We start from the raw sequence: 21911 nt of genomic DNA on the forward strand, positions 1-21911 counted from the left end.
CACACCCCTCGTGCGGGCGCGCCGGTGCCGGTGCCGATGCCGGTGCCGGCGCTGGTCGGGGCGTCGCGGTCAGATGGGGGAGCCTACGTCGCACGTGCCATCCCGATCGCCGACCACAGGATCTCCTGGGCGCCCAGCGCGTCCTGCCGCTCCTGTACGGCGCGCAGCTCGTCCAGGTCGATCCGGTCGCACACCTGCTCCAGCGCCCGGATGGTGCGGATGCTCTGGGACAGGGCGCGTACCGGGTCCTCCCTGAACGGGAACTGGTCGAGCAGGACCGGCGCGGTCCACCCGATCCGGCGCACGGCCAGCAGGTACTCGATGGTCTCGAACAGGTGCACCGACGCCACCGGCAGGTCGTCGTCCCAGCCGCGCCAGTTGTCGTTCAGCTCGACCGAGACCAGCCGGCCCCGCCGGTGCACGAGCTGCACCGCCTCGGCCGGCGTCTCGCCGGCCAGCAGGGAGTGGCCGAAGTCCATCACGATGCCGACGTTCGGCTGCCCTGCCTCCTCGATGGCGAGCAGGGTGCGGGCCGCGTCGGCGAGCGTGATGCGGACGCGCGGCTCCTTGGCCTTGTACTCGATGGCGAACTGCACGTCGGGGTGGGCCGAGGCCAGCTCCCCGATCGCGGAGACCGTCAGGTCCCACAGCCGCGCGTAGTCGGCCTGGCCCGGCATGTCGAAGCCGTCCTGGCCGGGCCAGAACTTCACGTAGTCGGCCCCGACCTCCCGCGCGACGGCGACCGCCTCGTGCACGCGCTCCATGGCCTGGCGGCGCACCCCGGGGTCGGGGTTGGTGAACGCGCCGCGGACGAACTCGCGGGTGTAGATGTGCGGCGTGATCGCCCTGGCCCGCAGCCCCCGCCGGGACAGCTCCCCGGCCAGCTCGGACGCCTTGGTGATGCCCTCGGCGAACGGCACGTTGATGTCGAGGCACTCCAGCCCGTCCACCTCGGCCGCCAGGTCGAGCATCTCCCGCATGGTGCGCGACGGCCCGTAGCCGTCGGTCGCGTACCGGTCGACGATCTGCCCGAACGCCCATATCCCGGCGCCGAACGTCAGCGCGCTCACGCCGCATCGCCCCTTCCGGCCGCGGACGCCGCTGGTGACCCCGTCATTGACGCCTCCTTCATGCCCGCGCCGCCGTCCCGGCGAAGGCCCGCAGTTTCGCGAAAAAGTCCTCGTGGATGAACCGGGCGTCGATGGTGTCGTAGACGCGGATCGGCCGGTTCGGGTGAGAGAAGTCGTGGGTTCCGTCGTGGCGGAAGTTCGGCGCCGGGCGCTCGGTCCACGTCCCGCAGTCGGGGTGCAGCATCACCCCGACCGCGGGGGAGTCGCCCAGCACGCGGAACTCGATCGAGCCGCCGTGCTGCTGCTCGTTCCACTCGACGAGCTGGCGCACCAGGTATTCGCCGATCTCGCCGTACGGCGCGACCTTCTGGTCGAGCTCGGCGTACCCGACGGCCGTCAGCCGGTACGTCGGCGCCGGGATCTGGAAGACCCGCAGCTCCGAGGAGAACACGAGGTTGGCCGCCACGATGTCGTTCGACAGGTTGAACTCGGGCCGGCCGGTCTGGGGGCCGCGGCCGTCGTACCCGCCGCCGCCGATCCAGACCACCGTCACGTCCCGCTCGGCGATGCGCGGCTCGATGAGCAGCGCATCGGCCATGTCGGTGAGCGGGCCGAGGAAGGCCACGTAGAGCGGCTCGGGCACGTCCCGCATGGCCTCCTCGACGATCAGCTCCGCGCCCGGCGACCGGACGGGCGTCCCCACGTCGGGCAGCGCGTACGGCGCCCCGTCCTCGACCCTGACGGTGCCGTCGAGCTTCGTCAGCCGCAGCAGCAGCTCGATCTCCGCGCGGCTCTCCTCCAGGCTCGACCGGGTGCGGCGGTTGCCGAAATGCGCGGCGATCAGACCGCGTATGTCAAGACTGGGTGAGAGCAGCGCGTGAACGATGGCGAATTGATCGTCCGCCTCGTTCTTGGCATCGGTGTTGACGATGACCCTGCGCCGGTGGGAAAAGGTCCTGCCCGCCATGGACGGCCTCCGACTGAATATCTATTCAACAGTGTATCTATATTCCCGATATTATGTTGTTACATTTGTCGTGTCAAGATCCCAGAGGATCACCGACAGCGCGTACGGCGAGATGGTGTGGTCGTCGTGCGTGGCGTCCTCCAGGAGGTCCCAGCGCCCCTGATCGGGCCGGCCGCCGGCGAGCAGCGCCACCCGGTCGCGCACCGGCGCCTGATAGACCCGGTGCGAGACGCCGTTGAAGCAGCACTCGTCGAACCGGTTGAGGATCTGCAGCTGCCCGCGCCCCCGGCCGACGGACGCCAGCACGTACATGTCGAGGAAGTCGTCCGACGTGCCGGCGGTGGCGGCGGCGTAGAAGCCGGGGAACGACGCCTTCGTCTGCTCGAAGTCGCCGGTCGTGGGGCTCGGCTTGGGGGAGGCGGCGCGCAGGAAGAACGGCAGCGACCCGGCCGTGGGGTAGCTGCGGGTGACGCGCGGGTCGAGCGCCGAGTACACCGTCGTCGTCCAGCCGCCGCCCGACAGGCCGATCATCTCCACGCTCTTCGGCCGGTACGTGGCCTGCGCGTAGTTGAGCGTCACCGTCAGCGGCTCCAGGAAGAACGTCAGCGTCGAGAACTCCTCGCTCTCCCAGGGCGGCAGCTCGCGGTGCGACGGGTTGGGCAGCAGCGTGGCGGGATCCTTCGGGTCGGCGATCTGCTGCTGGTTCCAGTGGTGGAACGGCATCGCGTACGCCATCACCCGGTAGCCGCGGTCGAGCAGGGCCTGCACGGTGCGGAGCATGGTGTCGAACGGCTCGCCGTGGCCGTTGTGGTAGAGCGCGAGCCGCCGGTTCCAGGCGCGCTGCGGGACGATGTCGTACACCTTGGCCGACACCTGGTAGCGCAGCGGCACCGTCAGGCGGTCGATCCTGCGCACCCCGGTCAGCGAGGCGAAGTCGGGCGCGTCCACGCCCTTCTCCACCGTGGGCAGCGAGGTGGGCAGGCCGGCGCCCTTCCAGATGTAGCCGGCCATGGCCGCGCGCCGGGCCGCGATGTCGTCGGCCGAGTGCATGGCGATGAGAGGTTCGATGTCGACCCCGGCCGCGGCGGCCGGGAGCGTCTTGTACTCCGGGCCGAATCTGGCGGCGATCTCCTGGTTGACCGGTGCCACCGGCCGGGGGGCCGCCTTGCCGCCGTGTCCGGCGGGGCCGTCCGCCAGGGCGGGGCCCGCGACCGCGCCGACGACCGTGCTCGCGGCGACCGTCGCCCCGAGGCCGCCCAGCATCCCGCCGATCAGGGCGCGCCTGCTCGCCGGCTTGCCCGTTCCGTTCATGCCCTGCGTCTCCTTCACTTTCGGCCCCTTCACTGTCGGTGGTGGCCCGGCTCGGGATCCCAGCCGCCCAGGACGAACGAGGGATCGCTCCACTGCGCCGCCTCCGCGGCCGAGAGCTGGCGGGAACAGGGCAGGCGGGAGGAGGTGTCGATCGGGTCGCCGTTCAGGTCGGTGCTGCCGTACTCCCAGAAGGAGAGGTTCGGCGCCTGCGCGCAGTCGTTCGGGTCGATGCCCCAGCCCACCGGGGCGATGTGGCCGTCCATCGCGGTGTCGATGAAGACCGTCTGGCTGTGCGTGAACCGCCACACGGCGCTGCGGCTCAGCAGCACCGAGCCGTCCGGCACGCCGGGGGCGCGCGTCAGCCGGGTGCGGACGAACACCGTGCCGGGCCGGGTCGCGTCGTTGCGGCTCTGCGAGATGTAGCCGCCGTCGGTGGACTCCAGCACCGAGTCCTGGATGAACACCGTGCCGGTGCCCCACACGAAGTCGGTGTCGCCGCTGATGTGGCTGTCGGTGACGAAGCCCTTGCCCTGGAGGCGCAGGGTGTCCTGGTTGCTGCGCAGGTCCACGTGCTCCAGCGCGATCCGGTCGTTGTTGCCCCGGAACGCCTCGGCCTGCGAGCCGCCGTCGGGCGTCGTGTTGTGCACCGTGAGGTCGCGCAGCCGGAAGTCGGCCGCGTCCACCCCGAACGACGCCCGCCAGCAGTTGTGCAGGTCCGAGGTCTCCAGCACGCGGCGCGGGCACACGTCGGCGGGGCCGCCGTCGCTCAGCGCCTTGTCGCCGTTGCGCAGGTCGTTGTTGGGGTACCGGATCACGGTCCGGCCCGGCCCCGCGCCGCGGACGGTGAGGTGCGGGCGGTCCTCGCGCACGTACACGATCTCGGTGTAGACGCCGGGGCGCACGTCGATGGTCACGGGCCGCGTGTTGCCGGTCGGGACGGCGTCCACGGCTCCCTGCACGGTGCAGAAGTCGCCGGTGCCGTCGGCGGCGACCGTGAGGTGGCGCCCCTTGCCGGCCCTGTGCTTCGTGGTTCTGAATCGCCAGCCGTCGCCCTCGCCGTCGAAGCCGGTGAACACGCCGGGATCGACGGTGACGACGTATTCCTGGCCGTACTCCAGCTGCCGGTGCAGGTAGACGCTCGCCGTGTCGCCGTCGATCATGATCGATTCGTACGAGAAGTCGTGCGGCAGGCCCGTGTCGGAGATCGCGCTGCCGATGTTCTTTCTGTCCGTCCTGGCGGTGGCCGCCTCGATGCGGTCGGCGAGCGTGCCGTCCGCGCGGCGCACCTCGATCGCTCCGGAGGAGCCGAGGGTCGGGGGAGTCGGGAATTTGATCGTCAGGGGCGCGTCGACGCAGGTCGCGCCGCCCCGGCCGGGCACCGAGAACGTCGGCTCGTCGCCGGTGGCCGCCTGTGCCGCCGTGGTCGGTAAGGCCAGCGCGACCGCGGCCATGAGCGTCGTGAGGGTTGCCTTCACATCCACCTCTCATCAGCGAATGGATAGTTGGATGTGAATAGATATGTATCTCTCTCGACGGGCGCGGTCAAGACCGCCAACATGGTCTGTGTGATCGCGCGCGTCATCTTCGACACCGACATCGGCTCCGACGTGGACGACGCGCTGGCGCTCGCCGTCCTGCTCGGCTCGCCCGAGGTCGACCTGCTGGGCTGCACCACCGTCTACGGCGACACGCTGCTGCGGGCGCGCCTGGCCAAGCGCTTCGCGCGGCTGGCGGGGCGGTCACTGACCGTCGTCCCGGGCGCCGCCGACCCTCTCACCGCCCGGCCCGTCTGGTGGGCCGGGCACGAGGGCGCGCTCTTCCCCGACCTCGGCGACGAGCAGGTGGACGACGGCGACGCGGCGGCGTACCTGATCGATCGGGTGAGCCGCGCGCCCGGCCAGGTGGACGTGGTGGCGGTCGGGCCGCTCACCGACCTCGCCCGCGCCATCACCGCCGCGCCCTCGTTCGCCCGGGACGTACGGCGACTGTGGATCATGGGCGGCCGGTTCGACGGCCCCGAGCCCGAGCACAACTTCCGCAGCGACCCGGAGGCGGCGGCCGTCGTCTTCGGCTCCGGAGCGGCCATCACGGTGACCGGCCTGGAGATCACCACCCAGGTCCGGCTGGGCGCGGCCGACGTCTCGGCCATCGGGGCGGCGGGCCCGCTCGGGTCGGCGCTCAAGGCGGAGATCGAGCAGTGGTGGCGGGTGCGCAACACCGAGTGGAACAACCCGCACGACCCCATCGCGGTGCTGACCCTGCTGGCGCCCGGCCTCTTCACGTCCAGTCCGGACGGGCGGGTCACGGTGGGGGGCGACGGGTCGAGCGCGTTCTCGCCCGGGGGCGGCCGCACCCGGATCATCACCTCGGCCCGCACGGGCGAGGTGGCCCGCGAGATCGTCCGCCGGATCGTGGCCGCCGCCCCCTGACCGCGCCGCCCGGAGGCCCTATCTCGTGATCAGGGCGTGCCGGGCAGACGGGCCTCGCCGTACGGGAGGAGCCGGACCGGGCCCATGAGCCCGTACGGCCGCCGGGGCAGGCCGCCGTAGACGGCCGGGTCCGCCACCCTGAGGCGGTTGCCGAGCGGGGTCGCCACCTCCACCTCGATCGTGTTGGTGCCCCGCCGCACGTAGGGTCCCACGTCCACGACCGGGTCCAGCAGGTCCACCGGGGGCAGGGGGCGGCCGTTGACGCGGACCCGGCAGGTGTCGGTGACCGCGCCGAGGTCCAGGTACGCCCCGCCCTCCAGGCTGACCTCCGTGCTGTAGACCCCGATGCCGGATACGTCGGCCAGGTCGGGAATGTCGGACCAGGGGGCGAGCCGGTCCAGGGACAGCGGGTGCGTGAGCGGGCCATCCGGGCGGACGTCCGTCACCTTCAGCCGCCACGACGACAGGTTCACCGGCTCGGGGACGGCGCCGATGACCGCGGTGGCCGTCCGGCCGCCGGAGAGCGTGGTCGTGTACGCCCCGGCGCGCGAGGCCCGCGCCACCAGCGATCCCTTGCCGAACCTGACCAGGTCCGCGTCCGTCGCGGTGGCGTGGGGCGCGTGCGCGGCCCCGGTGCCGAACAGCCCCGGACGCCCGATGGCCACGACCCGGGCCTGGCCCGGTCGCAGGGCCACGCGCAGGCGGATCCCGTCGCCGTCCTCCGCGTACAGGGCGATGCGCTCGGCGCGGCCGGTCCACGGGTCGAGGAGGTACGGGACGCCGTCGCGGGCCGTACGGGCCAGCGTGACCTCGTGGTCGACGGCGGTCACCGGCGGCTTGGGGTTCTCGACGTGCTTGCCGTTGCACAGGTAGTAGTAATCCACCTCCCCGGCCACCCGGCGGGCTGTGAGCAGGGTGGAGGCCGTGGCGTACCGGACGTCGGGGCGCACGCCGAGGGCGGCGAGCGCGGCGGGGACGTCGGTCTGGTCGGCGACCACGCGGACGGTGGGCTCGGCCAGGAGGCCGGCGACGACCGCGCGGAGGCGCTCGTTCTCGCCGTCCCCGGGAACGCCCGGCACCGAGGCCGCCTCCCACGCGCCGAGCAGCACGATGGGGAGCCCGTCCCGGGCGTACTCCAGCAGCCGCTCGGCCGTCGGCACCGTCATCGTGCGTTCGCCCGCGTAGAACTTGTCGCCCTCCACGAACAGCGCCTTGTACGCCGGGCCGGACGGCGCCAGGCGGCCGGACGAGACGCGGGCGGCGGGCAGGTCGAGGAGGGGCGGGCTGACGAACTGGTGGGTCCACCCGGTGGGGACGCCGCTCGCGGTGAACCAGGAGGCCCCGAGGCCGGTCTTGGTGTATCCGGTCTGCCGCAGCACCGCCACGTCGGCACGTGGCGCGCCTTCGCGCATGATCTGATGAATTCGCGCGAAATATCCAGAAACGTCGGTGATGTGGTGCCAGGTGGGCTGGCGCGGACCCCAGGACTCGGAGTACCCGGCGGTCCCGCCGTACGGGGTGAAGGCGGCGAAGCCGGGCCAGCCGGCGCCGGGCGCGGTGGCGTAGGAGAAGCCGTGCAGCACGGTCTGGTTGAGCCCCGCCGCGTACGCGCCCCCCATCGTGCTCAGCAGCTTCGTCCAGGTGGTCGTGTACGCCCCGCCCGCGTACGCCCCCGCCTCGCACGACAGCACCTCGTGCCCGGCCAGGTCCCTGCCCCCGGCCAGGCAGCGGTAGTCGTCGAGGTTCTTGAACCCGAGCGACTCGCCCTCCGGCACGTCCAGGACGGCCGCACTGGCGATCGCGTCGGTCCGCAGCCCGTACGGCTGCGCCCGCAGCTCCAGCCCGAGCGAGTGGGCCCAGTCGCGCAGCATCGTGAAGTGGTGCTCGTTGAACAGCTCGGACACCGTGTCCCAGTAGTCCTTACGGGCGTGCCGGGTGAGCGCGGCGTCGTACGCGAAGACCGGGTCCTCGTCCGCCAGCACGATCACCGGCAGCAGGGGTGTGAGGGGATGGCCGCGCCGCCGCCCGAACTCGGCGAGCATCCCCGGCGTCCACGGCAGCCCGCCCGCCTCGATCTCGATGGAGTCCTCGAACAGAGCGCCGCCCGACCGCTTCAGCAGCCCTCGGACGGCCGGGGTGAGCAGCCGGGACTCCCAGAAGTCGATCACCGCCTGGGTGCCGGCCCTGCTGAAGTGGTCGACGACGTACGCCTCGGGCGCGGTGTGCGGGCCCGACTCGGGGCGCTGGCCCGAACCGCGCTCCCAGTACGCGATCAGCACCCACTCGCCCTCGGCGGGCGCGGTCCAGCTCACGGTCGTGCCCGTCACCGGCACCTCCCGCACGGAGGCCGGGTCGAGGCCGGTCTCGTCGCGGGTGGAGTTCGCGGTGTCGATCCTGGCCGCCTGGACCAGCAGCAGCGTGCGCGCGGGGCGTCCCTCGACGGCGGGTGGCGGGGCCTCGCCCGTGTACGTGGCGCCCGCGGCCACGGTCACCGAGCCGTGCGCCAGCTCCTTGACCGCGGCCGGGCTCTCGGGGGTGATCGTGGGGACGGCGGCGGGCCAGGACGGTCCGATGGTGAGGTCGATGGTCAGGCCGCGCCTGGCCGCCTGGTCGAGCGCGGCCTCGACGGCGGCGTTCCAGGCGGGGGTGCCCCAGCCATGCCCGACCGGATCAAGTACTGATTTGTCGGAAATGCTGTGGTGTACCGCTGCGATCTCCGCCCCGCCGAAGCCGGCGTCCGCGAGCTGGTCCACCTCCCGCCTGATCTCGGCGGGATCGACGTGGGCGTCGGGCCACCACCAGCGCACCCTCGGCCGGACGGCCGCGCGCGGGCGCGCGAACCAGCCCGCCCCCGGCGCGGTGGCGGCGGACGCGGGCTGGGTGGAGAGAGCGAGAGCGGTGGTGCCCAGGACGAGGAAGGTCCGGCGCGTGAGGTCATACACGATGCGCTCCAGGGGGTGCCTGAGAGGGGGCGGGGCCCGGCCGGGGAGGCCGGGCCCCGTATCGCGTCAACTCGGGATCGGGTACGGGAACGAGCTCGTCACGCCGATCTTGTCGTACTCCATCTTCGAGGCGTCGAAGCCGTCCGCCCAGTTGGCGTTCGTGACCTCGTTGCACTGGTAACTCTGGTACTTGTCGTCGGTCACCTGGCCGACCTCGATGTTCTCGAACGAGAACCCGCAGCCGCCGGCGTCCATGTGCACCCCGCGCGTCCCGCTGTCGGGCATCGACGCGTCGGGGATGACGTCGCCGATCACGACCTGGGAGACGTGGTTGGTGATCGGGTGCGGGTCGGTGTTGCTGACGCCGTAGGTGTAGAAGGCGCCCATGTCACCGCTGTCCAGCCCCGCCTCCTCGATGCGGAGATATTTGAACACGTTGCCGTGCGCGTACCCGTCGCCGTCCTTGACCTCGGGGCGGACCTCCAGGCTGACGCCGTAGCGGGCGCTGTGCTTGACGACGGTGTGGCTGACCTCGTTGTTCCCGGTGTTCATGAGCTCGACCCCGGAGGCGTCCCCGGGCACCAGCTCGCCGATGTGGTGGATGTAGTTGTCGGTGAAGACGTTGTGGCCGGCGACGTCGCCCTCGCCCGGGTACGGCCCCTCGACCTTGATGCCGTCGGCGCCGACGTTCTCCAGCAGGCTGTCCGACACCTTCACCCGCTCGTTGGCGAACAGCAGGTAGACCGCGGTGAAGCCGGTGTCGGAGATGTGCAGCCGGGTCAGGTCGATGTCGCGGGTGTTGGTCAACGTGATCATGCCGAACCGGTTGCGCGGCATCTCGATCTGCCGGTCGTACTCGGGGTACCTGTGCACCTCGCCGGAGTCGCCCGCGCTGATCCAGCCGTTGCGGTACCAGCTGACGAAGTCGCTGTACTGCAGGGCCAGCCCGTCGAAGGCCACGTCGTGCACGCGCTTGCCGGGCGAGGAGCCGGCGAGCGAGATGATGGTCTTGACGGTCGGGGCCACGACCTTGTCGATGGAGCCCTTGGGCCAGTAGTAGACCTCGCTGTTGGCGAAGTCGAAATAGTACTCACCCGGCTGGTCGAGGAAGTCCAGCGAGTTCTGCAGGAAGTAGCGCGAGCCGCCGCGGCTGTTGACCAGGGCGTAGCGCGTCCAGTACTCCAGGGTGAGCTGGTTGTCGTCCCACGACGGGTTCTGGATCGGGACGGTGTCGGTGAACCAGCTCCAGCTGCCGCCCGACCAGACCATCACCTGCGCGTTGTCGAGGTTCCAGCTCTTGTCCCAGTCACCCGGGTAGGAGTAGAGCCACTGGTGCACGGCCTCCTTCTCCGGCTCCTTGAGCTTGGAGGTGAGGTAGGGCGCCCACACGTCGTCGGACCTGCGGTTGGGGAAGCGGGCCGTGGTGGCGCGGACGCCGTCCTCGAAGAGGGTGTAGAAGTTCCGGTCGACCTTGGTCTTGTAGATGCCGTCCTTGTACTTCTCCCAGCCGGTCACCGGCCTGGCGCCCAGCAGGCGGGCCCTGCCCGGCCCGTCCGCGCTCCGGTAGACGATCTTGTGGCCGTTCTCGCCCGAGTCGGCCTCGGTGAACTCGATGGTCTCGTCGACGACGTAGTCACCGGCCTTGACGTTGACCACGATGTCGCACTTCTGGTTCTTCTTCTTGGCCCTGACCTGGTCGCGGGCGTACGCGATCGTCTTCCACGGGTGCTGGGCGTTGCCCGGTCCGCTGTCGGTCCCGTCCGGCGCGACGGTGAACTCGGCCGGCTCGCAGGGCGCCTCGGCGTCGGCGGCGGGGGCGACGAGGAGCGCCGCGAGCACCACCGCCGCCGTGGTCACGACCTTCACTGGGAGGCCCCGGGGATCGGGTACGGGAAGGCGCTGGTCACGCCGATCTTGTCGTACTCCATCTTCGAGGCGTCGAAGCCGTCGGCCCAGTTGGCGTTGGTGACGTCGTTGCACTGGTAGCTCTGGTACTTGTCGTCGCTGACCTGGCCGACCTCGATGTTCTCGAAGGTGAAGCCGCAGCCGCCCGCGTCCATGTGGACGCCGCGGGTCCCGCTGTCGGGCATGGCCCCGGCCGGGTCGTTGATCACGTCCGTGATCACCATCTGCTTGACGCTGTTGTCCTTGAGGTGCGGCTCGGTGTTGCTGACGCCGTAGGTGTAGAAGGCGCCCATGTCGCCGCTGTCGAGGCCCGTCTCCTCCAGCTTGATGTACGAGAAGCTGTTGTTGCGGGCGTAGTTGTCCTCGTTCTTGACCTCGGGACGTACTTCGAGGCTGATGCCGTAGCGGGCGCTGTGCTTGACGTTGATGTTGCTGATGGTGTTGTTGCCCGTGCTCATCAGCTCGATGCCGGCCGCGTCTCCGGGGACCAGCTCGCCGACGTGGTAGATGTAGTTATTCGAAATGGTGTGATGCCCGGAGATGTCGCCTTCGCCGGGGTAGCCACCCTCGACCTTGATGCCGTCGGCGCCGATGTTCTCCAGCAGGCTGTCCGACACCTTCACCCGCTCGTTGGCGAAGAGCATGTAGACGCCCATGAACCCGCTGTCCGACAGGTGCAGCCCGGTGAGGTCGATGTCGCGGGAGTTGGTCAGCGTGATCATGCCGAACCGGTTGCGCGGCATCTCGATCTGCCGGTCGTAGACGGGGTACTTGTGCTCGTAACCGGAGTCGCCCTCGCTGATCCAGCCCGCGCGGTACCAGTCCACGAAGTCGGAGTACTGCAGGGCCAGCCCGTCGAAGGCCACGTCGTGCACGCGGTCGTCGGGCGAGGAGCCGGCGAGCGAGATGATGGTCTTGACGGTCGGGGCCACGACCTTGTCGATGGAGCCCTTGGGCCAGTAGTAGACCTCGCTGTTGGCGAAGTCGAAGTAGTACTCACCTGGCTGGTCGAGGAAGCGCAGCGTGTTCTGCAGGAAGTAGCGCGAGCCGCTGCGGCTGTTGACGAACGAGTAGCGGGCCCAGTGGTTGAGGGTGAAGAAGTTCTTGCGGAAGTCGGCGCCGCCGAGCGGCACGGTGTCGGTGAACCAGCTCCACGAGCCGCCCGACCAGACCACGACCTGCGCGTTCTTGTCGAAGTCGGCGTCCCACTCCTGCGGCACGTCCTCCGGCTTGAAGTACAGCCACTGGTGCACCGCCTCCTTCTCCGGCTCGCCCAGCACGGAGAACAGGTACGGCGACCACAGGTCGTCGCTGGTCCTGTTGGGGTAGCGGGCGGTGGTGGCGCGGGCGCCGTCCTCGAAGAGGGTGTAGAAGTTCCGGTCGACCTTGGTCTTGTAGATGTGGTCGTCGTACTTCTGCCAGCCCGTCAGGGGCTTGGCCCCGAGCAGCCTGGCCTTGCCGGGGCCGTCGGCGCTGCGGTAGATGATCTTGTGGCCGTCCTGGCCCGAGTCCTCCTCGGTGAAGGTGATCGTCTCGTCGACTACGTAGTCACCCGCCTTGACGTTGACCACGATGTCGCACTTCTGGTGGTGCTTCTTCTTGTCCCGGAGCTGGTCGCGGGCCTGCTCGATCGACTTCCACGGGCGCCGCTCGCTGCCGTCGCCGCGGTCGTCCCCCGAGGGGGAGACGTAGTAGTCACACGTGTTCTTCGCTGCGGTGGCCGTGCTCGGGGCGGCCGTGCTCGGGGCGGCGAGGCCGCCGACGAGTAAGACGACCGCGCCCAGGGACTTGAGGATCACTGGCTCTCCTTTACGTTCCGCCACCGCTCGTACTCGGCGCGGGTTTCGGGGGTGAGTGGGTAGTAGTCGGAAAGCGCCCCGCCCTCCTCGATGCGGGCGCGGCTGTAGCGCTCCCACTGCTCGTGGTCGGCGGCGGCCTCGAGCACCGCGGCGGCGCGCCGGCGCGGCACCACCACGGCGCCGTCGTCGTCGGCCACGCACAGGTCGCCGGGCAGCGCGAGCGCGCCGCCCACGGCCACCGGCACGTCGTACGCCCACGGGAACAGCTCCGCCTGCGAGGCGTAGTGCGGGGTCGCGCCCGTGCTCCAGATCGGCAGGCCGATGCCGCTCACGCGGGGCAGGTCCCTGATCCGGCCGTCCACGACGATGCCCGCGCCGCCCTTCTTCTTGAAGTAGCGCACCAGCATGTCGCCGAAGCAGCCGGTGTAGGCGCTGCCGTACGCCTGCACGAGGAGCACGTCGCCGGGCTCGATCGTCTCCAGGACGGCCCAGAGCGCGGTGTGCCGCTCGACGTACTCCTGGCCGAGGCCGGAGGCGATGTCCTCGCGCTGCGGCATGAACTGCAGCGTGCGGACCCGGCCGGCGATCTTCTGGCCCTGCGCGATGGGACGGGGTCCCTCGATGAAGGTCCGCCGGATGCCCTGGCCGTGCAGCTTGGCGCAGGCGGTGGCCGAGCTGACCCGCGACAGACCCTCCACGACGACGGGATCGGGTTCGGCGGGCAGCGGCCCGCGAACAGGCAGATCCCAGATGGCGTCGTCCATGTATCTCCTCAGTGGTTCTGGTGTGACGGCGTGCGGGCGCGCGCGGTCCGGTGGTCCCGTGTGACCGCGTGCGGACGCGTCTCAGTAGTGCTGATGTGACGGCGTGCGGGCGCGCGCGGTCGTGTGCAGGTCGAGCCGGATGCGGCGGCCGGGCGGCAGCTCCACGAGCAGGCGCGGGCCGTCCACCGCCACCTCCTGCTCCGACTCGGTGATGGGGGGCGAGGTGTAGGCGCGCGGGTCGCCCGGGTAGCCGTCGCCGCCGCGGGTGACCACCGCGCGGTCGATGCGGTGCTCGCCGAACGCGCCCGCCTGCACCACGACCCGCCTCGTGCGGGTGAGGCCCAGGTTGACCAGCTCGACGCGGGTGCCGCCGGGGCGGACCGAGTCGACCAGCGCGGCCACGTCGCAGGGCAGGCCGGGGCGGTGGCGGTCGGCGTCGAAGTAGGCCAGCCGGGTCGGCAGCAGCCCGCCGTTGTAGAGCACCTGCGGGGTGCCGGTGACCAGCTGCAGCAGCGCCTCGGTGAGCACCGGGTTGAGCCGCTGCCAGTGGTGCACGTGGATGGTGGACAGGTCCGCGCGGTCGTCGGCGACCAGCGCCAGGCGCCGCTGCACCTGCCCGAGCGCGGTGGAGAGCATGGCCTCGGGGAAGCCCGGGTTGGCGCCGCGCAGGAACTCCAGCCAGGGCGCCTCGTGCCCGGCCTCCTCCTTGTTCCTGAACGGGCGCACCGTGGCCCAGTCGTAGCCCGACGCCGCGCGTACCCGGTCGATGCGGCCGGCGTCCGCGCTCGCGAGCGACGTGTGCCAGAGCCACACCGGCAGGCCGAGCTGCGGCGGCTGGAAGTCGAACCAGCCGTGGTCGTCGTGCCGGTTCGGCACCAGCATGGTGGGCTTGCCCGCCTCGTCGCCGAGCTCGGCCAGCCAGCGGTCGCTGATGCTCATGTCCGTCTCGGTCAGGCCGGCCTGGACGGCCCTGTCGTACACGACGTCCAGCGGGTCGCGGCCGATGGCCAGCGCGGCGTCGTCGCCGGTCAGCAGGTGGGCGTTGACGGCGGCGATCGCGGCGGCGGCGCCCACGCTGTAGAGGCCGTGCGGCCACTGCCAGCCGTAGTTGCCGCCGTACCAGCGGCCGCCGTGCAGCTCGCCGACCTTGCCGGACGGGCCCACGTTGTCGGGCAGGATCCCGCCGTTGGCCTCCGCGCGGCGCTGCCAGGCGCCGATGTAGCGCAGCGCCCAGTCGCGGTAGCGGTCGTCGCCGTCGTACAGCCAGGCGTTGACCGCCAGGCTGGTCGCGGCCAGGTTGACGGCCACGTCGCCGCGGCCGATGCGCTCGCTCATGGCCGCGCCCATGCGGGCGGCGTTGCTCGGGTCGGCCAGGTCGTCCCACTCGTCGATGCCGGGCAGGTCGCGCAGCGGCAGGCCGAACGGCCGCATGCTGGTCAGGTCGGTGTGGTAGGAGGCCCACTCCCACTGCAGGCCGTAGCGGGGGCCGCCGGCGCCGTTGTGCGGGGCGCGGATGATGTCGTGGCGCTCGTCGTAGTTGGCGGAGCCGGGCAGGTAGAGATCGGCGAAGCGGCGGGCGCGGTCACGGAAGCGCTCGTCGCGCGGGTCGGCGGCGCAGATGCCGTAGAACAGCAGCATCGACTCGCCCTGGTGGAACCAGTCGTAGCCGCGCTCGTACTCGTCCACCAGGTAGCCCAGCTCGGTGAGCTGCGCGGTCACGCCCTCCCAGTGGTGCTTGGCGGCGTCCAGCAGGTCGTCGGCGCCGCCGAGCTGGTAGAGCGTCGGCCAGTTGAAGAACGCCTCGTAGAAGTCGTCGGCGCCGTCGCGGTCGGCGGCGGGGCCGTGGTAGATGAGCCGGCCGTCCGGCCCGCAGTAGCGGGCGGCGAACGCCCGCCAGGCCTCGTCGAGCGCGTCGAACAGCCTGCGCTCGAGCACCGCCCAGGTCGGCGGCACGCCGAGGGGGACCGTTGCCGTGATCTCGCGCATGTTCACCCTTTCGTTGCTCCTGCGGTGAGGCCGCTGATGATGTGCCGTTGCATGAAGACGAAGAAGACCAGCAGGGGGGCGATGGCCAGCAGCAGCGTCGGGAAGACCACCGTGTAGTCGGTGGAGTACTGGCTGACCGCCGCGTAGACGCCGGTCGTCACGGTGTACAGGCCGCTGCCGGGGCCGAGGATGATCTGCGGGTTCACGAAGTCGTTCCACACCGAGAAGGTGTTCAGGATGACCATCGTGGCGACCGCGGGCTTCATCAGCGGGAAGACGATCCGCCAGAACGTCCGCAGCCTGCCCGCCCCGTCCACGGCCGCCGCCTGGTCGAGCACGGCGGGGATGGTGGCGATGTAGCCGGCGTACAGGAAGATCGAGAACGGTAGCGTCAGGACGGTTTCGAACAGCACGAACCCCCGGATGGTGCCCATCAGGCCGAGGGTCTTGAGCACGTACACGACGGGGATGACCAGCACCTGGCCCGGGATGAACGTCCCCGCGAGGAAGAACAGCATCAGGACGCGGAAGCGGCGCTTGGGGCTGCGCGCGATGACGTACGCGGCGGGGGCCGCCAGCAGCACCGACAGCACGTTGACCGCCACCACGAACAGCAACGTGATCGCGTAGCCCTTGAACACGTTGAACTGCGGGTTCGTCAGCGCCGTGCCCAGCGGCTCCAGCGTGAGGCCGCCGAAGCCGAACGGGTTCTCCAGGATGTCCTGCTGGCCCTTGAACGCGTTGACGGTCAGCACGTACAGGGGGATGAGCATGAAGGCGACGGTCGCCCAGAGGAATGGCTTTCTCACTGGTGCACCGCCAGTTCACCGCGCCTGCGCAGCTTCGTCACCACGAACGCCAGCGCCCCCGTGACCAGCATCAGCAGCACCGACTGCGCGGAGCCGAAGCCGAGGCGGGCGTCGTGGAAGGAGTTCCACAGGATGAGGTAGGCGACGGTCTGCGTCTGCCCGGCCGGGCCGCCCGCCGTGAGCGAGACCACCAGGTCGTACGTCTTGAGCAGCGTCACCAGCGACAGCACGATGTTGACCGTCACGGACGGGCCGAGCGCGGGCAGCGTCACGTTCCTGAACACCTGCCAGCGCGTCGCGCCGTCGATGCGCGCCGCCTCGACCAGCGAGTGCGGCACGGCCTGCAGCCCGGCCAGGTAGAGCACCACGTTGACGCCGAACCCGGCCCACACCAGCACCGCGATCATGGTGATCGTGGCCCACGTCGGGTCCGACAGGAACGGCAGCACCTCGCCGCCCCACCGGGTCACCAGGTTGTTGACCGCGCCGTTGGTGCCGAGGATCGCCGACCAGAGGAAGCCGACCACGAGGGCGCTGAGCACGTGCGGGTAGAACAGCACGATCCGGAAGAACGTGTTGGCCCGGGAGGCGCCGTTCACCAGGACGGCGAAGCCGAGGCCGAGCAGGTTGAGCCCGGCCGTGCCGGCCACGGCGACCAGCAGGGTCACCAGGGCGGCGCGGCGCAGTTCGGGGTCGTCCAGGAGGTCGACGTAGTTGGCGGCGCCGACGAAGGCGGGGTTCGCGCTGAAGCCGTCCCAGTCGGTGAGGCTCAGGTAGAGCGCCAGGGCGACCGGGACGATGAGCATCACGACGTAGAGGACGGTGGCGGGAGCGACCATGATCGCGTTCGCCCACCCGTCGCGCGGCCTGCGCTTCGGCGGGCCTGGCGGCTTGGTGACCACTGGGGGTGCTTCCCGGGTGAGGGTCATGATCGGCCGTCCACCCAGCGGTCGACGCCCTCGGCGACCTCCTTGGGCGACTTGCCCACGTACAGGCCCTGGATCTCGGTGTTCCACGCGGCGCCGAAGCCCTTCGGCAGCGTCGCGTCGCCGTACCCCTCACCCTGCGGGACCCCGGAGGGCGCCGCGTCGAGGATCTCCTGCACCTGCCTCTCCAGCGGGGTGAACTCGCGCTCCACGCCGGTGCGGAAGTTGCCGTCCTGCTTGAGCTGGCTCTTGACCGCCTCGGGGTCGGTGACGAGCCACTGCACCAGCTTGACCGCGGCGTCCTTGTTCGGGGTCGACTTGAGGATCATGTACGGGGCCGCCATCGTGGCGCCCTGCGGGCCCGGGTACTGCTGGCCCTTGGCGACCGGGGCCGGGAAGACGCCGATCTCGAAGTCCTTCTCGGCCTTGGACTCGGCGGCGGTGAACCAGCTGCCCATGACGTACATCGCCGACTTGCCGGACAGGAAGGCGGTCTCGGCGTCGGCGTACTTCAGGCCCAGGGCGTTCTTGTCGACGTACCCCTTGTCGATCCAGGTCTGGTAGCGCTCCAGGTACGGCAGCATCGACTCGCCCGCCTTGAGCTTGCCCGCCTTGATGTCCTGGTGCCAGGTGGGGTACTGCTGGGCGCGGGACGGGTTCGTCAGCTGGAGCAGCTGGAGGCCGGTGAGGAAGTCGCCGCCGGTCTGCAGCGGCAGCCACCCGGCCGCCTTGAGCTTGCCCATGGCGGCTTCGAGCTCCTCGAACGTGGCCGGCGGCTTGTCGATGCCGGCCTTGTCGAACGCGCTCTTGTTGTAGAAGACCAGCGACTGCGCCTGCACGCCGACGCCGACCGTGTAGATCCTGCCGCCCAGGGCGGCCTCCTGGGCCAGCGGAGTGTCCTTGGCCCACGGCTGGTCGGACAGATCGAGCATCTGCTTGGCGAGCGTCTCGTCCGCCATCAGCGTCTCGACCACGTCGGGCGCGTTGCCCGCGGCGAGCTGCTGGGGCAGCGTGTCGGCCACGCCCTTGCCCGTAGGCGCCTCGACCTTCACGTCGATGCCGGGGTTGGCCTGCTCGAACGGCTTGACCAGGCCGTCCCAGTAGGCCTGGGTGAGGTTCGGGGTGATGTTGACCAGCATCCTCACCGTGACCTGGCCACCCTCGCTCTGGCCGGCCTGCGACCCTTCGGAGTCGGAGAAGCCGCCCCCGCCGCAGCCGGTGAGCAGGAGCAGGCAGCCGAGCGCGGCGGGGACGAGGGATGGACGGGGGGAACGCATCGCACCTCCAAGGGGCGAGATCTGCGACGCCTTTTAATGGGTCGATACTCGATTAGCGATTATTTAATACGTTGGTCACATGGCCTCGTCAAGGGGCTATGTGGTGCTACAAATACATTTCCAGCGGGTGGCTGAGTCATAAATACGTTAAGGTGTGATCGTGGCAGGACGTACGGACGACAAACGGCTGGTGCTCGGCGAAGAGGAGCGCGCGACCCTTCGCGAGTGGGCGGGGCAGTCCTCGGGAGGGTTGGCGCTGCGCAGTCGCATCGTGCTCGCCTGCGCCGACGGGCTGGCGCGCAAGGAGATCGGCGACCGGCTGGGCGTGAGCCCGGCGACGGTGGCGAAGTGGCGGGCCCGCTTCGTCGAGCGAGGGCTGGACGGGCTCGCGGACGCGCCCCGGCCCGGCCGCCCGCGCAGCGCGGAGCGGGAGGAGGCCGAGCGCGTGATCGCCGCCGCGGCAGGCGGGGCGGCGGTGCCCTCGACCCGCACGATGGCGCGCCAGCTCGGGCTCTCGCAGTCCACCGTGGCGCGCATCTGGCAGGAGCAGCAGGTCGCGCCGCCCACCGCCCGGCTGCTGCCCAGAGAGCTGCTGTCCGACCGGGTCTACGCGCTGCTGCGCGGCTGGATCGTGTCGGGCGAGCTGCTGGCCGGGCAGCGGCTGGTGGAGGCCGAGATCGCCCGCCGGGTCGGCACCAGCCAGGCCCCGGCCAGAGAGGCGATCAAGCGGTTGGCGCACGAGGGGCTGGTCATCTCCTATCCCAACAGGGGCAGCTACGTCGCGGAGATCTCCGACGAGCAGGCCCGGGAGGTTCGCGACATCAGGGTGTTGCTGGAGGAGTATGCCGCACGCGGCGCCGCCGTCCGCATCCAGCCCGAGACGTTGCGTGAGCTCTCGGCCGACGTGCTGGCCATGCGGCGGGCCGCCCGCGACGGCGACATCGGCGCCTTCCGCGACGCCGACCTCGCCTTCCACCGGCGGGTCTGTGCCACCTGCGGCAACTCCTTCCTGCTGCGGCTGTGGCGGACGATCGAGTCGAACCTGTGGAGCCTGCACGTGGTGGGCAACCCGCTGTACGACGGCGACTGGTCGGCCATGGCGGGGCACCACGACGACCTGGTGGCGGCGCTGGCGTCGGGCGACCCCGACGAGGCGGCCCGGCTCTTCGCGGCCCACGCCCGCGGTGAAGCCTCCCGCACCCGCCCGGCACGGCGGGCGGGTGCGCCCCCTCAGGCCGACGGGGCCAGGTCGTAGGTGGCTCCGCGGCGGGTGTCGAAGACGAGCACGCCCGCCTCCGGCCGCGACACCTCGACCGGCCGCCCGCGTTCCGTGACCGCCAGCGGCCGCGCGGTGCGCAGCGTGAGCCGGCGCCCCAGGTCCGAGCGGATCCGGCCACCCGAGACCGCGCCGCCGCTCCACGACACGGACACCTCGAAGCCGCCCCGCGCCCGCAGCCCGCGGACGGACCCGGCGGGCCAGGCGGCGGGCAGGGCGGGCAGCAGGTGCACCTGGTCGCCGTGGCTCTGCAGGAGCATCTCCGTGATGCCCGACGTCCCGCCGAAGTTGCCGTCGATCTGGAACGGCGGGTGCAGGTCGAACATGTTGGGCGCCGTACGGGCGGGTATCAGCAGGTTCGACAGCCGCTTGTACGCCTCGGCGGCGTCCAGCAGCCGGGCCCAGAAGTTGATCTTCCAGGCCAGCGACCACCCGGCCCCCGCCTCGCCCCGGAGCTCGAGGGAGCGGCGGGCGGCGGCGGCGAGCTCGGGCGAGAGGCGCGGGTCGATCTGGTGGCCGGGGAAGAGACCCCACAGGTGGGAGGTGTGGCGGCTGCGCGACAGCGCGGCGTCGCCCCGGTAGTCCTCCTGCCACTCCTGGATCTGCCCGAGGTGCCCGATCTGGTTGGGGACGAGCCGCGAGCGGGCCTCCTGCGCCTTGGCCCGCATCCCGTCCTCCACCCCCAGGATCTCCGAGGCCTCCGCGAAGGCGCCGAACAGGTCCCGCAGGATCTGCATGTCCATGGTCGGGCCGGCGCAGATGCTGACGTTCTCCCCGTCGTCCTCGTGGTGGCCGACCTCGGGCGAGTGCGACGGGTTCGTCACCAGGTAGCCGGTCCTGGGGTCGGTCTGCAGCGTGTCGAGGAAGAACTCCACCGAGCCCTTGATGAGCGGGAAGTGCTCGCGCAGCCGCCGCTCGTCGCCCGTGTAGAGGTAGTGCTCCCAGAGGGTCAGGCAGAGCCACGCCCCGCCGCTCGGCCACACGCCGTAGAAGGCGAAGTCGACGGGCGCGGTGCCGCGCCAGCCGTCGGTGTTGTGGTGCGCCACCCAGCCCTTGGCGCCGTACTGCGTCGCGGCGGTCCTCGCCCCCGTCTCCGACAGGTCCTTGATCAGGTCGAACAGCGGGTCCATGCACTCGATCAGGTTGCCGGGCGCGGCGGGCCAGTAGTTCATCTCGCAGTTGATGTTGATGGTGTACTTCGACTCCCACGCCGGCGTGAGCGAGTCGTTCCAGACGCCCTGCAGGTTGGCGGCGTGGCCGGGCGCGCGCGAGCTGGAGATGAGCAGGTAGCGGCCGTACTGGAAGTACAGGGCGGCCAGGCCGGGGTCCGTGTCGAGCTGCTTGCGCGCGATCCGCTCGTCGGTGGGCAGCGCCGCAGCCTCCGAGGTGCCGAGGTCGATCTCCACCCGGCCGAAGAGCCGCTGGTGGTCGCGTACGTGCTTGCGCCGCAGCACCTCGTACGGCTGACCGCTCGCGCGCCTGAGATGCCGCCCCGCCACCTCGGCGGGGTCGCCGCCGACGTCGTCGTAGCGGCGGTAGCTGGAGCCCATGGAGATGAGCAGCGTGACCTCGTCGGCGCCCTCGACGATCAGCGTGCCGCCGTCCGTGCGGACCGTGCCGCCGCGGGCCTCGGCCTTGACCACGGCGCGGAAGCGGACCTCGCCCTCCCGGCCCTCCCAGGCGGTGCTCACGCCGTCGATCGCGATCGCGTCACGCCCGGCGGAGGACGAGGTGGACTCCTGCGGGCTGGTGAAGGCCGCCTGGAAGCCGACCGAGCCCGGCTTGTCGGCCTTGTGGCGCAGGACGATGACCTGGTCGGGGTTGCTGGCGAACGCCTCGCGGGTGTGGCGCACGCCGTCCCGTACGTACGTGACGGTCGTGACGGCCTGGGTCAGGTCCAGCTCGCGGCGGTAGTCGGTGAACTCGGCGGAGCCCGGGTAGGTCAGCGTGAGGTCGCCCAGCACCTGGTAGGCCGCCTGCTCGCTCGGCCTGCCGAGGAACTTCTCGTCCGCCAGGTTCTGCGCGAGCTTCCACTTGTCCTCCCAGACCCACTGCCTGATCTGGGGGAGCGCGGCCAGCGCCTCGGGGTTGTCGTACACGTGCGGCCCGCCGGCCCAGATGCTGTCCTCGTTGAGCTGCAGCCGCTCGGTGGCGACGCCGCCGAAGACCATGGCCCCGAGCCGTCCGCAGCCGATCGGCAGGGCTTCCAGCCATTCCGCGGCGGGGCGGGTGTACCAGAGCGTCAGGGGGTCGTCGCCGGGCGCGGACGCGAAGGCCGGGCTGGTCACGAGCAGGGATCCGGCGGCGGCTCCTAAGCCGGTCTTGAGCACGCCTCGTCGGGTGTAGCCGTCGTTGGACACCGTTCACTCCTGGGGGTGGAAGAGTTATAGGTAGGATGTATCTTTACGTGAATGCGGCGTTACCGTCCAGACCTGGCGTAAATCTGGGCA

At 70.9% G+C, this 21911-nt stretch carries 15 protein-coding genes; 2 read left to right on the forward strand and 13 right to left on the reverse strand.

Annotation, left to right across the window (positions count from 1 at the left end):
* Positions 1 to 83 precede the first annotated feature (83 nt).
* From FH608_RS11120 to FH608_RS11135, 4 genes are read right to left on the reverse strand one after another with little or no spacing between them, the layout of a single operon-like run.
* Complete coding sequence (locus tag FH608_RS11120; protein WP_139630327.1) at positions 84 to 1070, reverse strand: sugar phosphate isomerase/epimerase family protein; 987 nt, start codon at positions 1068 to 1070, stop codon at positions 84 to 86.
* A 58-nt stretch (positions 1071 to 1128) separates the two neighbouring features.
* Positions 1129 to 2037 carry a nucleoside hydrolase gene (locus FH608_RS11125; RefSeq protein ID WP_139630328.1) on the reverse strand — a complete coding sequence of 303 codons (909 nt, stop codon included), beginning with the start codon at positions 2035 to 2037 and terminating at the stop codon, positions 1129 to 1131.
* 51 nt (positions 2038 to 2088) lie between these two features.
* Positions 2089 to 3366, reverse strand: coding sequence for a hypothetical protein (locus FH608_RS11130; RefSeq protein ID WP_139630329.1), 1278 nt, complete (start codon positions 3364 to 3366; stop codon positions 2089 to 2091).
* An 11-nt stretch (positions 3367 to 3377) separates the two neighbouring features.
* The gene (locus FH608_RS11135) at positions 3378 to 4823 is read right to left on the reverse strand and encodes a pectinesterase family protein (protein ID WP_139630330.1); all 1446 of its coding nucleotides are present in this window, start codon (positions 4821 to 4823) and stop codon (positions 3378 to 3380) included.
* A gap of 90 nt (positions 4824 to 4913) precedes the next feature.
* On the opposite strand from FH608_RS11135, the gene FH608_RS11140 reads away from it, so the two are divergent.
* Positions 4914 to 5777 carry a nucleoside hydrolase gene (locus FH608_RS11140; RefSeq protein WP_139630331.1) on the forward strand — a complete coding sequence of 288 codons (864 nt, stop codon included), beginning with the start codon at positions 4914 to 4916 and terminating at the stop codon, positions 5775 to 5777.
* Between the two features lie 29 nt (positions 5778 to 5806).
* Here the strand turns inward: FH608_RS11140 and FH608_RS11145 are convergent, their stop codons facing one another.
* The 8 genes from FH608_RS11145 to FH608_RS11180 all read right to left on the reverse strand — a co-directional run bounded on the left by FH608_RS11145 (position 5807) and on the right by FH608_RS11180 (position 18185).
* Positions 5807 to 8719 carry a glycosyl hydrolase gene (locus FH608_RS11145; protein ID WP_226899292.1) on the reverse strand — a complete coding sequence of 971 codons (2913 nt, stop codon included), beginning with the start codon at positions 8717 to 8719 and terminating at the stop codon, positions 5807 to 5809.
* 66 nt (positions 8720 to 8785) lie between these two features.
* On the reverse strand, positions 8786 to 10585 hold the full coding sequence (locus FH608_RS11150) for a right-handed parallel beta-helix repeat-containing protein (protein WP_139630333.1): 1800 nt from the start codon (positions 10583 to 10585) through the stop codon (positions 8786 to 8788).
* Positions 10582 to 12423, reverse strand: coding sequence for a right-handed parallel beta-helix repeat-containing protein (locus FH608_RS11155; RefSeq protein ID WP_193318348.1), 1842 nt, complete (start codon positions 12421 to 12423; stop codon positions 10582 to 10584). The genes FH608_RS11150 and FH608_RS11155 overlap by 4 nt, the downstream gene beginning before the upstream one ends.
* Positions 12420 to 13187, reverse strand: coding sequence for an RraA family protein (locus FH608_RS11160; protein ID WP_139630335.1), 768 nt, complete (start codon positions 13185 to 13187; stop codon positions 12420 to 12422). The genes FH608_RS11155 and FH608_RS11160 overlap by 4 nt, the downstream gene beginning before the upstream one ends.
* A gap of 81 nt (positions 13188 to 13268) precedes the next feature.
* Positions 13269 to 15173: a hypothetical protein gene (locus FH608_RS11165; RefSeq protein WP_139630336.1), complete on the reverse strand. Its 1905-nt coding sequence runs from the start codon at positions 15171 to 15173 to the stop codon at positions 13269 to 13271.
* 2 nt (positions 15174 to 15175) lie between these two features.
* On the reverse strand, positions 15176 to 15982 hold the full coding sequence (locus FH608_RS11170) for a carbohydrate ABC transporter permease (RefSeq protein WP_226899293.1): 807 nt from the start codon (positions 15980 to 15982) through the stop codon (positions 15176 to 15178).
* Positions 15979 to 16911, reverse strand: a complete 933-nt coding sequence (locus FH608_RS11175) for a carbohydrate ABC transporter permease (RefSeq protein ID WP_139630337.1) — start codon at positions 16909 to 16911, stop codon at positions 15979 to 15981. The genes FH608_RS11170 and FH608_RS11175 overlap by 4 nt, the downstream gene beginning before the upstream one ends.
* Positions 16908 to 18185: an ABC transporter substrate-binding protein gene (locus FH608_RS11180; RefSeq protein WP_139630338.1), complete on the reverse strand. Its 1278-nt coding sequence runs from the start codon at positions 18183 to 18185 to the stop codon at positions 16908 to 16910. The genes FH608_RS11175 and FH608_RS11180 overlap by 4 nt, the downstream gene beginning before the upstream one ends.
* A 160-nt stretch (positions 18186 to 18345) precedes the next feature.
* On the opposite strand from FH608_RS11180, the gene FH608_RS11185 reads away from it, so the two are divergent.
* On the forward strand, positions 18346 to 19440 hold the full coding sequence (locus FH608_RS11185) for an FCD domain-containing protein (RefSeq protein ID WP_139630339.1): 1095 nt from the start codon (positions 18346 to 18348) through the stop codon (positions 19438 to 19440).
* Here FH608_RS11185 and FH608_RS11190 read toward each other — a convergent pair.
* A complete protein-coding gene (locus FH608_RS11190; protein ID WP_226899295.1) occupies positions 19416 to 21821 on the reverse strand; it encodes a glycoside hydrolase family 95 protein in 2406 nt (801 codons plus the stop codon). The genes FH608_RS11185 and FH608_RS11190 overlap by 25 nt on opposite strands.
* Between the last annotated feature and the right edge of the window lie 90 nt (positions 21822 to 21911).

The organism is Nonomuraea phyllanthi (assembly GCF_006334985.2).
Classification (GTDB): domain Bacteria; phylum Actinomycetota; class Actinomycetes; order Streptosporangiales; family Streptosporangiaceae; genus Nonomuraea; species Nonomuraea phyllanthi.

Coding starts and splice junctions, on each gene's coding strand:
- FH608_RS11175 (WP_139630337.1), bottom strand. CDS start 16,911: ATGACCCTCACCCGGGAAGCACCCCCAGTGGTCACCAAGCCGCCAGGC.
- FH608_RS11165 (WP_139630336.1), bottom strand. CDS start 15,173: ATGCGCGAGATCACGGCAACGGTCCCCCTCGGCGTGCCGCCGACCTGG.
- FH608_RS11125 (WP_139630328.1), bottom strand. CDS start 2,037: ATGGCGGGCAGGACCTTTTCCCACCGGCGCAGGGTCATCGTCAACACC.
- FH608_RS11160 (WP_139630335.1), bottom strand. CDS start 13,187: ATGGACGACGCCATCTGGGATCTGCCTGTTCGCGGGCCGCTGCCCGCC.
- FH608_RS11180 (WP_139630338.1), bottom strand. CDS start 18,185: ATGCGTTCCCCCCGTCCATCCCTCGTCCCCGCCGCGCTCGGCTGCCTG.